The 11908-nt window shown below is 33.3% G+C and carries 9 protein-coding genes and 1 tRNA gene; 6 read left to right on the top strand and 4 right to left on the bottom strand.

All coding sequences use genetic code 11. The features are described 5' to 3' along the window. Positions 1 to 206: 206 nt before the first annotated feature. On the top strand, positions 207 to 1778 hold the full coding sequence (gshA, locus tag ACYIAM_RS03320) for a glutamate--cysteine ligase (protein WP_483747234.1): 1572 nt from the start codon (positions 207 to 209) through the stop codon (positions 1776 to 1778). Then, complete coding sequence (locus tag ACYIAM_RS03315) at positions 1771 to 2559, top strand: endonuclease/exonuclease/phosphatase family protein (protein ID WP_174797803.1); 789 nt, start codon at positions 1771 to 1773, stop codon at positions 2557 to 2559. The genes gshA and ACYIAM_RS03315 overlap by 8 nt, the downstream gene beginning before the upstream one ends. Here ACYIAM_RS03315 and ACYIAM_RS03310 read toward each other — a convergent pair. From ACYIAM_RS03310 to rnhA, 3 genes are all read right to left on the bottom strand, one after another. Further along, positions 2531 to 3766 carry a transglycosylase SLT domain-containing protein gene (locus tag ACYIAM_RS03310; RefSeq protein WP_483747233.1) on the bottom strand — a complete coding sequence of 412 codons (1236 nt, stop codon included), beginning with the start codon at positions 3764 to 3766 and terminating at the stop codon, positions 2531 to 2533. The genes ACYIAM_RS03315 and ACYIAM_RS03310 overlap by 29 nt on opposite strands. A 40-nt stretch (positions 3767 to 3806) precedes the next feature. Then, positions 3807 to 4535 (bottom strand): hydroxyacylglutathione hydrolase, encoded by a 729-nt coding sequence (gene gloB / locus ACYIAM_RS03305; protein ID WP_483747232.1) that lies wholly within the window; start codon positions 4533 to 4535, stop codon positions 3807 to 3809. A 75-nt stretch (positions 4536 to 4610) separates the two neighbouring features. Continuing rightward, positions 4611 to 5084 carry a ribonuclease HI gene (gene rnhA / locus ACYIAM_RS03300; protein WP_174797801.1) on the bottom strand — a complete coding sequence of 158 codons (474 nt, stop codon included), beginning with the start codon at positions 5082 to 5084 and terminating at the stop codon, positions 4611 to 4613. Positions 5085 to 5308: 224 nt separating this feature from the next. Between rnhA and dnaQ the strand changes: the two genes are divergently transcribed. Beyond that, the gene (dnaQ, locus tag ACYIAM_RS03295; protein ID WP_483747231.1) at positions 5309 to 6046 is read left to right on the top strand and encodes a DNA polymerase III subunit epsilon; all 738 of its coding nucleotides are present in this window, start codon (positions 5309 to 5311) and stop codon (positions 6044 to 6046) included. A 114-nt stretch (positions 6047 to 6160) separates the two neighbouring features. Then, positions 6161 to 6237: transfer RNA gene (locus tag ACYIAM_RS03290), tRNA-Asp, on the top strand. Positions 6238 to 6372: 135 nt separating this feature from the next. Here the strand turns inward: ACYIAM_RS03290 and ACYIAM_RS03285 are convergent. Continuing rightward, positions 6373 to 7437 (bottom strand): dihydroorotate oxidase, encoded by a 1065-nt coding sequence (locus ACYIAM_RS03285; RefSeq protein ID WP_483747230.1) that lies wholly within the window; start codon positions 7435 to 7437, stop codon positions 6373 to 6375. Positions 7438 to 7948: 511 nt separating this feature from the next. On the opposite strand from ACYIAM_RS03285, the gene ACYIAM_RS03280 reads away from it, so the two are divergent. After that, positions 7949 to 10720: a flavocytochrome c gene (locus tag ACYIAM_RS03280; protein ID WP_483747229.1), complete on the top strand. Its 2772-nt coding sequence runs from the start codon at positions 7949 to 7951 to the stop codon at positions 10718 to 10720. Between the two features lie 29 nt (positions 10721 to 10749). After that, positions 10750 to 11721: an FAD:protein FMN transferase gene (locus tag ACYIAM_RS03275; RefSeq protein ID WP_483747228.1), complete on the top strand. Its 972-nt coding sequence runs from the start codon at positions 10750 to 10752 to the stop codon at positions 11719 to 11721. The last annotated feature ends 187 nt before the right edge of the window (positions 11722 to 11908 follow it).

Below are 11908 nucleotides of genomic sequence, written 5' to 3'. Positions count from 1 at the left end.
TCTTCAATCTATGAGATAGTTGTTATATTTAAAGATCTACCAATATTCAATTATCTGTAATAAAAATAGTGAATTGTATTTTCTAATCATTAAATTACAAATTATATTTAGTTTTTATTTTAAAGGTTGTTATAAATTAGACCATTGTTAATATCAAATTATGTTAATATAAAAAAATAAATAATTTCATTTAAGGAAGGCAAAATATGATTCCTGATGTTTCTAAAGCGCTTAACTGGTTAGAAAAACACTACACCATCTTACAAGGTATTCAACGCGGTGTTGAACGTGAAACTTTACGCATTTTGCCTGACGGGACATTGACGAAAACTTCATTCCCCGCAAAAATTGGCGCAGCGTTGACTCATCCTTGGATAACAACTGATTTTGCTGAATCAATGCTAGAATTTATTACACCGGTTAATACCAATATTGATTATATGCTAACGTTTTTACGCGATTTGCATCGTTATGCTAGTGTAAATATTGATGACGAAATGATGTGGCCATTAAGTATGCCATGTTTTGTTGCCAATGAAGAAGATATTATTTTAGCTCAATATGGATCATCAAATGAAGGACGTTTTAAAACGGTTTATCGAGAAGGTTTAAAAAACCGTTATGGTGCAATGATGCAAACCATATCTGGCGTTCATTATAATTTTTCATTTCCTATGGCATTTTGGCAAGCAAGAGATGGTGTAAAAAATACAGAAGAGGGTAAAACTGTTATTTCTGAAGGCTACTTTACATTGATTCGTAACTATTATCGCTTTGGTTGGGTTATTCCTTATTTGTTTGGAGCATCACCATCGATGTGCTCCTCATTTATTCAAGATCCACAAAAAGCAAAAGCCTTTATTGAACAAACAAATGGTAATTGTTATTTGCCTTACGCAACCTCTTTAAGGTTAAGCGATATAGGGTATACTAATAATGCACAAAAACAACTAGGCATTACTTTTAATCATTTAGATACTTATGTTGAAGGATTAAAACGAGCAACGCATACAAAATCAGCGGAATTTGCTAAACTGGGTATCAAAGTCGATGGTCATTATCGTCAATTAAACGATAATGTATTGCAAATTGAAAATGAATTTTACGGGCCAATTCGACCTAAAAGAGTTGCAATGACTGGGGAGTCGCCGTCGGATGCACTTTTACGTGGTGGTATTGAATATATTGAAGTACGCGCATTAGATGTTAATCCATTTTCACCGGTGGGGATTACTGAAGAACAAATACGATTTATCGATCTGTTTTTAATTTGGTGTGCACTAGCACCAGCGCCTGAAATGAGCAGTCAAGAACTTGAGTGTGCCAAATTAAATTGGAATAGGGTAATAATGGAAGGACGAAAACCAGGGCTTGAGATTGGTATTGGTTGCAATAGCTATCGAGAACCTTTGGCCAAAGTTGGACACCAATTATTCAAAGATTTATTACGTGTTGCTGATGTTTTAGATCATCAAGATGACAAGCAGGGTTATCGTAATGTTTGTGAGCGTTTAGATTTGATGTTTGATCAACCTGAATTAACTTTATCAGCAAGAACACTACAAGCAATAAGCGATTTAGGTACAGCAAAATTTGGTTTAGCTTTAGCAAGCCAATATAAAAAACAGCTTATGGCAGAACCTTTAACATTATTAACTGAGGGTGATTTTGTTCAACAACGCAATTTATCTATTGAAAAACAGACGAAGAAAGAGCAGAGTGATACTTTAACTTTTGATCAATATTTGCAGAAAAAGTTGAACGATAAAAATGTTTAAAAATCGATGTTATACTTTACGTTATCAGGCAAGCAACGAAGTTGAGTTGCTATTGCCTAACCAACAAATTACAGTTAATAAACCGTTAATCGATCAAACATCATTTACTGTTTTAGTTTGGAATATTTTTAAACAAAAGAAATCTGATTGTATTACTGTACTCAAACAATATGCTGATAAAGCTAAACTAATCTTATTACAAGAAGCACAAACAACATTACCTTTACTTCATTTTATTTCACAGCATAATAAAATTGCCGATCATGTCCCTGCATATTGTTTTAACAATATTTATGCTGGGGTCATGACAATCTCTGACTCGTTACCAACTTCACTTTTCTCTTTTAGAGAGAAAGAACCATTAATTCGTGTTCCTAAATCTGCTTTAATTACTATTTATCCGATTAGAGATTCTAAGCAACAATTATTAGTTGCTAATATTCATGCTGTAAATTTTAGTATTGGTGTAAAAGTCTACCGTCAACAAATACGCATGTTATTAACCCGAATAAAAGAACATAATGGTCCAGTTATTTTGGCTGGGGATTTTAATGCATGGAGTAGACAGCGACTAAATTTATTGTATCATCTTGTTTATTCAATTGAACTTAAGCCTGTTAATTTTTCAATCGATATTCGTAAGAGATTTATGGGCAGACCGTTAGATTTTATTTTTTACCGAGGATTACAACTTAATGCAGCTGAAATTATTAGCACAACCGCATCAGATCATAATCCTCTATTAGTAAATTTTAGATTGGATTTGCATTGGCAAGATTGATTGTTAAGATATCACCTTCTTGAACTCTAGAATTTTTTAGATTATTCCACTGCAATATATCAGTAATTTTTACACGATAATTTTTTGCTATGGAATATAAACTATCTCCTGCTTTGACAAGATAAGCAATCTTTTTTTCATTTCTAGAAAAGTTATTTCTACTTACAATGCTTTTGCTTTGAATGAAACTTGATCCAAATTCAAATGGCATATTAGCATGAGGAGTCTCTTGTAGAAGTTCTGTAACTTCATTTGCAACAAGATTTTCTTTTTGTAATTTTTTAAATAAATCATGAGCATGAGTATAAGGAACAAGCAGATGAAAAGGACCATTTACTGTTTGTTGTACATATCCTGCATTATATGTTGTTAATTCATCAAGCGATAGTTTAGAATATTTAGCAATTTTAGCTAATGAAATATTTTTAGAAATATCAATTCTAACAAGCGAATTTTCGTAATTACAATCAGGTAACTTAATACCATATCGTTTATTATTTTTAACAATATCAATGATAGCTAAAATTTTAGGCACATAGTGCATGGTTTCAGTTGGCAAGTCTAATGACCAATAATTTGTTGGTAAACCTTTTGCCTGATTTTTCTCAATGGCTTTTCTGACTCGACCTTCACCCGCATTATAAGCTGCAAGTGTTAAAAGCCAGTCCCCATTAAAACGGTTATTTAAATTTTGTAGCAGTGATATTGCAGAATTAGTGGAGGCAATTAGATCCCTACGGGCATCAAATGAATTACTTTGTTGTAACCCATACTCTCTAGCTGTCACTGGTACAAATTGCCACAGTCCCGCAGCTTGTGCAGGTGATGTTGCAAGTGGGTCATAAGCGCTCTCAATAAGAGGAACTAAAGCTAATTCAGCAGGTAGATTATTCCTACGAAGTTGATTAATAATGTAATAAACATAAGGTTCAGAACGTAAGGCAACCGTTTCAAATCCTTTAGGATTACGTAATAATCGTTCTCGTTCTGCTTTAATTCGGCTGTTTTCAGGAACATTGGCATCAATCTGATTAAGCATATATTGCCATGGATTCTGAGTGATAGATACATAACTACTAGAATTACTTCTGTTATTAGCCGTGTTTTTCGAATACTTTATTCTAACAACAGGATTATATCGCGGTGTATGATGATGACACGCACCTAGAAACAAACATAATGTTGTAAATATTAATAACTTTTTCATTATTCCGTAAGTTTTACCCAAATTAAGTTTAATATTATACCTAAAAAATGTCTTTTTGGCTCCTAAAAAAAGCAAACAAATCTAACTCATTATTAAAATTGAACTTATTTTGTAATTGATGTTCATGGCATCGCAAAAATAAGTTAATTTGCTTTTCTTTAAACAAAATAGACGGTAATGTTTTTGATTTTTTTGAAATCAGATCTATATAGCTTTTGATGTTTTTATCATTAGGCAATATATGGGACGCAAAGGCTAAATTTGATAGAGTATATTCATGACCAGCACAGATTAAAGTATCATCAGGCAGCCGTTTTAAATGTTCTAATGAATCTAACATTTGTTGATAAGTACCCTCAAAAAAACTTCCGCAACCAGCCGAAAATAAAGTATCGCCAGAAAACAAATAAGGGCAGCAATAATAAGCTAAATGCCCAAGAGTATGTCCTGGTACTGTTATAACATCAAAGCTAAAATTACCAATACAAACTTTATCTTGATTAATAAGATAATTAATCGGCAAATCGATTTCGCTAGGGCCGTAAATATCAATATGCTGATATTGAGCTTTTAATTCACACACCCCACCAGTGTGATCAATATGGTGATGGGTAAGTAGGATTCCAAGGGGAAATAATTTATACTTATTAATATAACTAATAACAGGTCCAGCTTCGCCAGGATCAATAATCACGGCTTGATTATCAGAGTTGCTTAGAATCCAAATATAATTATCTTTTAAGGATTTTATGCTATTCAGTTGATACATATTATTTTTATACCATCAGTTATCTATTTAAAAGCAAGTAAATTTATATCAGTTTCATAAAAGTATTTTTATAAATTAATCAGTTAGAGATTGTTCAAATATAGCGTCTTGCATAGTAGGGGATTGGGCTTGTGTTTTAGCTATAATGTCACAGCGCTCATTTTCAATATGACCAGCATGACCTTTGACCCAAATCCATTTAATGTTATGGGGTTGCACTAATTCATCAAGCTTTTTCCATAAGTCTACATTTTTTACTGGTTGTTTGCTGGCTGTCTTCCAACCATTTTTTTTCCAACCGTGGATCCAATTCATAATACCGTTACGCAAATACTGACTGTCAGAATATAACTCAATTTGACAAGGTTGCTTTAATTGTTCTAAAGCCACAATTGCAGCTAATAATTCCATGCGATTATTCGTTGTTTTAAAAAAACCTTTCGATAATATCTTTTCAGTTTGTTTATATTTTAAAATAGCAGCATAACCACCGGGACCCGGATTACCAAGGCAAGAACCATCTGTATATATTTCGATTTTTTTTAACATTTTTTAAAATTATTTAATAATTGTTGGGGATAGATTTGAATCTCTTGCTTATTTTAATTGAAAATGCAAGTTAACAGCCATTTAATTTATTTACTGTTATTCTATAACTTTAGCAAATTGACGATTATCTTCATTTATGAAAGTATCAACATTAAAGTTTTTTGGTGCTAAACTATACCACTAAAAATGTTTTTTCCCAATCATTGATATAAAAAGAGAAGCAAGTGATAAATCATTCTACGCGACAAATTGTATTAGATACTGAAACAACTGGTATGAACCAAGAAGGTAATAATCACTATGAAGGACATAAGATTATTGAAATTGGTGCTGTTGAAGTCATTAATCGCCGTTTAACGGGTAACCATTTTCATGTTTACATTAATCCAGAACGCTTAATTGATGAAGATGCATTTAAAGTGCATGGCATAAGTGACGATTTTGTTAAAGATAAGCCGATTTTTAAAAATATAGCGCATGATTTTATCAAATTTATCGATGGCGCTGAATTAATTATCCACAATGCTTCGTTTGATGTAGGCTTTATGGATTATGAATTTCGCCTTTGTGGGTTGGATTTTAAAACTGCTGATCATTGTATTGTTACTGATACCTTAGCTATGGCAAGGCGCTTATTTCCTGGTAAACGTAATAACCTAGATGTATTATGTGAGCGCTATCAAATTGATAACTCTCACAGAACCCTGCACGGCGCGTTATTAGATGCCGAGATTTTAGCTGAAGTGTATTTAGCGATGACGGGGGGGCAAACGACCTTATCTTTTAATGCAGAGGATAATAACTCATCTTCATCGGAAAATAATATAATAAAAAGAGTAGAACGTAACGGCACGCCTTTAAAAGTAATCAAAGCAACTGAATATGAGCTTTCTGAACATGAATCAGTTTTAAAAAAAATTGATAAAAAAAGTGGTGGAGCATTATGGAATTTGAACAAATGATTGCTTTATGGTCAATTAAACGGTAATTTTTAAAATTTTATTGACGATAATAAAAAAAATCTTTAACATCACACCCGATTTAATGTTCTAACATTAAAACTATCAAATAAAAGCGGAGCGGTAGTTCAGTTGGTTAGAATACCTGCCTGTCACGCAGGGGGTCGCGGGTTCGAGCCCCGTCCGTTCCGCCAATTCATTAAATCTTATCTAAATATATTTAGTCTATTTATTACCAGTAAAAATAAATAAAGCAAGATTGTATAAATTTATTGTTGAAAATAGAATTACAGGGAAGATTACCCTGTAACGTTTTATGTTTTTTTCAACTATTCATTCTTATTCAAAAGGCTTTTCTTGATTTCTATCGCAAGGAGGGGGTTCCACATAGCACCCGTTGCACTCATAACAGCATCAGCACCACTTTTTATAAATTGATGATAATGTTCACTAGAACCAACTCCACCGACGCCCACTATAGCAAATTTTAGATCCATCTGTTTACGATATTTAGCTAAACGACTCACCATATCTAAGCCAGCCCAACGAATTGCGTCACCACAAATTCCACCTTCTTTTCTATTCTCACCTAAGGCCGGGTGACCTTTAGCATCAACGGGTTTAGCCGATAATGTGTTGATGGCGCTTAAACCATCAATGATAGATCCGACACGAGTTAATAAAGAAATAATCTTTTCATTATCAGGAAAATACGCTAGTTTTAAAATAAGTGGACGATCAGGCACAGCAGTTTTAATAGCATTGACTATTCGTTCAACTTTATCTACATCAAAGCAAAGTAGTTTGCTTGCTCCTTCGTTTGGACAACTTAGATTAGCTTCAAGAATAGGTGCATTGGTTTCTTTAACTAATTTTGCCGCTAAAGCATAATCTTTTTCTATTTCTCCATTACCTTGTGTTCCTTGAAAACTACCTATAACACATTGTCCATTGCCAGCCGATTTTACAGCGTTAGCCATATCGGGTTGCCAAATATCAGGTGAAAATGAAGGCACGCCAAATGAGTTGGTAATTGATAATGGCTGATTATAATTGGTATCAGCTAATACTGTATCTAGATTGCATGATAATTTATCTTTAGGATGAACAGATAAAACATTAGGTAAAGGATGGCATTTATGTAGCTTAGTTCTGACCGTTTTATATACACATAAGTCAAATCCATAAGCAAAAGCAGCTTTAATATAGTTTGCATTTAATAGTGGACCTGCGGGCATACCGAATGGTAAATTGACCTCAACATTTAAGAATTTTGACATTGTTGTTGGGATTTGTTGTGCTTTATCGAGTTGTGCAAAAAGCCCAAAGGGTCCTTGAGCATAATTATCTTCGTAGCTTATACTTGGATTATAAAAAGGTGTTAAAGATTTCATACTCTCTCCTGATTATGCATGTCTTAAAGTAAATTGATTATTAATTTGAAATAGTAAAAAACAGTTTTTTAACCAAAAAAAATCCTCCATGAAGGAGGATTTAAAAATAGGGCAAGTAGAGAATAAACAGACAATTTTGATTTTAATTTGTTAATGGGTATTCCAAACATTCTAATATTCTCTTTTTGTTAACTGTAAGGCATTGTAGCTGATCAAATTTAAAATTCAATATGAAAATTTAAGAAATATGTAACTAAATGAAAAGGTTATAATATTATTTTTTAGATTTATAGCTATACAGTAGACACTTTAAACACAGTCAATTATAAAAAATAAGTAAAGTCTTATTTTATTTATATCGATAATTTTCTAATCAATTAATAAATCAAGAAAAATTTTTGTCGAAAAAATGATACACCAACTATTAATGAAATTAATGTAAGTGGAGAATGACTATTGGTAATGTTATCATTATTGAAAACTAAAAAGATTAAATGTTAGGTATATAAAAATGCAAAATGAAAATATTTTTAAATCGTTAACGCTACCCAATGGTGTTGAATTAAAAAACCGTATAATGATGGCACCAATGACAACATGTTCTGGTTTTTATGATGGTTCTGTTACACATGACTTGATCGAATATTATCGTGTAAGATCTGGTGAAATAGGGGCTATTATTGTTGAATGTGGATTTGTCGATAATAAAGGCTTAGCTTTTCCTGGAGCGATTGGTTTAGATAGTGACGATAAAATTGAAGGATTAGCTAAAATTGCTCAAGCTATCAAAGACCAAGGCTCTAAAGCAATTATTCAAGTGTATCATGGCGGAAGAATGGTCGAACCGAAACTCATTGGTGGACAATCTCCTGTGGGGCCTAGTGCAATTGCAGCTCCGCGTCCTAATGCTGCTATGCCAATTGAATTGACTACTGATGAAGTGGATGAAATGATTGATAAGTTTGGTCAAGCCGTGCGTCGAGCTATTCAGGCTGGTTTTGACGGGGTAGAGATTCATGGTGCTAATACTTATTTAATTCAACAATTCTATTCTCCTAATTCAAATCAAAGGAAGGATAAATGGGGCGGAAGCCGTGATAATCGTACTCGATTCCCGCTTGCTATTTTAGATATCACCCATAATATGATTAAACAATATGCAACATCTGAATTTATTGTTGGTTATCGTTTTTCACCTGAAGAGCTAGAAGTTCCAGGCATTCGTTTTGATGATTCCATGTATTTACTTGAAAAATTAGCTGACAAAGGGCTTGATTATGTCCATTTTTCAATGGGAACGACACTTAGGCCATCTATTGTTGATACACAAGATCCAACCCCACTAATTAAAAAATATGTAGCTATGCGATCGGCTACATTAGCAAAAATTCCTGTTGTGGGTGTTGGTAATGTTATTAACCTAAATGATGTTAATGATGCAATCAATAATGGTTATGACTTAGTCGCCGTTGGACGAGCTTGTATTGCTTATCCTGATTGGATTAGCCGTATTAAGAAAGGTGAAAAACTAGAACTGTTTATCAATAGTGATAAACGTGAAGAACTTAATATTCCTGAACCTTTATGGCGTTTTTCTTTGGTTGAAAGTTTGATTCGTGATGTTAATCTTAATGTTAAAAAATTTAAACCAGGTAATTATCAAGAAACAGTCAACGACGAATCTTATGAATTTCTTATTAATGTTGAATTAGGTAAAGACTTTATTAAGGATATGGCATTAGTGAATGCTAAAGAGTTAGATAATGATATCCTAGATAATTTTACTGTTATAAAAAATAGAATTATTGATTCCAATAGTCCACATGTTGATACGATTTCGGGAGCAACTACGCAATGTGAAGCTTTTAAAAAAGCAGTCACTAAAGCGATGGCAAAATCTAACAAAGAGGCGATTATTGCCGAAGGTGGCGATCCTAATGACCAATCTTTCGATGTAGTGGTAGTGGGTAGTGGTGGGGCCGGGCTAGCGGCTGCTATTCAAGTGCATGATCTGGGCGCTAATGTAGTAATTGTTGAGCAAATGTCTGTCATTGGCGGTAATACCAATAAAGCCTCAGCTGGTATGAATGCCGCAGAAACTAAGTTCCAAAAACTTAAAGGTATCAAAGACAGTAAAGAACTTTTCTATCAAGAAACGATGATAGGTGGAAAAAATAAAAATAATCCAGAGTTATTACATTATTTTGTTGAAAATGCACCAGATGCGATCAATTGGTTAGATGATAATGGTATTGAACTAAGTGGTATTACAACAACTGGCGGTATGAGTATTGATCGAACACACCGCCCAGAAAGTGGTGCAGCGGTAGGTGGTTTCTTAATTAGTGGACTAGTCAGAAATATCAATAAGCGTGGTATCGAAGTCATGCTTGATACAGCAGTCACTGAAATTGTCACCGAAAACCATAAAGTTATTGGCGTTAAAGTTTCAGAAGAAGACGGTTCAACTCATATGATAAAAACCAAAGCAGTCATTATTGCAACTGGTGGATTTAGTGCTAATACTGCAATGGTTGAAAAATATCGCCCTGATCTTAAAGGATTTGTCACCACAAATCATAAAGGTGCCACCGGCTCTGGTATTATGATACTTGAAAAGCTTGGTGCTGGAACCGTTGATATGGGAGAAATTCAAATCCATCCAACAGTTGAACAAACTTCTTCTTATTTAATTTCAGAATCTATTCGTGGTGGGGGTGCGATACTTGTATCACAAGAAGGCCAACGATTTGTTAATGAACTTGACACCCGGGACAATGTATCAGCTGAGATAATCAAACTACCGGAACACTATGCTTATATCCTATTTGATCAACAAGTACGTGATGAAAACAGATCAGTTGAAGAATATGTTGCAAATGAACTTGTTACCCAAGCAAATACGATTGAAAAATTAGCTCAAAAGTTATCGATTAATGACAACACATTAACTAAAACTGTAAAACGATACAATCAGTTTGCAGCAACTAAACATGATGAAGATTTTGGACGAACAACGGGTATGCGTCACCCGATAGAAAAAGGGCCTTTCTATGCAATAAAAATTGCACCTGGTGTTCATCATACCATGGGCGGTGTAACTATCAATATTCAAACGCAAGTCTTAGATACTAATAAAAATGTCATTCAAGGTGTGTTTGCCGCAGGTGAGGTAGTGGGTGGTGTACATGGAGCAAACCGTATAGGAGGTAATGCAGTTGCAGATATCATTATTTTTGGTATACAAGCGGGCAAAAATGCTGGTGATTATATCAAAAGTTAACTTGTTATAACTACTTGAGCTTGTTTAGTATGGTACGTCCTAGCTATGAATATACTCAAACTTTAATGGGAACAACGGTTTCATTAACGCTATTAGAGCCTAATGAAGCCGCTGCATACGCTGTTTTTGAAACTATAAAAATGCTTGAGGATAAATTAACAGTTAATAGGTCGTTATCAGAAGTTATGTCAATTAATTTAGCAGCTGGCCAATACCCTGTTACAGTAAGCCATTCTGTGTTTTCTTTGATTGAACAAGCTCAAAAAGTCAGCCTACATTTCAATAGTTGCTTTAATTTTGCCATTGGTCCATTAGTTAAGCTTTGGAAAATAGGCTTCCAAGATTATCAAGTACCATCTACCAAGTTAATAAAACAACAATTATTGTTAACTGATCCTAAAAATATTGAACTGGATGCAAAGACCCATTCCGTATTTTTAAAAAAATCTGGGATGGAAATTGATTTAGGTGCAATTGCTAAAGGATATATTGCTGATGTCGTCAAATTGATTTTACAACAATATCAAGTGTATCAAGGTATTATTAATTTAGGTGGCAATGTATTAACATTGGGTAAATCTTCACTTAATGAAGACGGCTATTGGCATGTGGGGCTAAGAAAACCGTTTTCAACTAAAAATAAGCTGTCTGGGATTATTAAAGTTATAAACAAGTCGGTTGTAACATCAGGGATTTATGAGCGTTTTTTTATACAAAACAGTCATCTTTACCACCACATATTTAATCCCAAAACAGGCTATCCACTAGACAATGAATTAGAAAGCGTGACAATAATTTCAGATTCTTCATTGGAAGGCGATATTTATTCAACTGTTTTTTATGGATGGGGACTTGATAAAAGTAGAGAGTATTTACAAAAACATCAAAACTTATCAGCTATATTCTTGTTAAAAAATAAAACAATAACATTAATCAATACTGATAGTTTTATTTTTCAACAGCTTGATACTCAATACACAATCAGCACAAATTATAATTAAAGCTGGCATCAAAAAACGAATTTACATTGATTTTATTTAAGTTTTTATGCTTTATTTGAGATGTTTTGCTCGAAATTTGTTAAAAATATTAATTCTTTTGATGCTTTTATACAAGACAATAAACTTGTGCAAATCATGGAATAATGAAGTGGGTATCATAGTGTAACAAAATTAAATATTAACTTAT

The organism is Gilliamella sp. X-60, from assembly GCF_057063585.1.
Note: the sequence above shows the minus strand (reverse complement) of the source record. Positions and strands in the feature narration are given on the sequence as shown.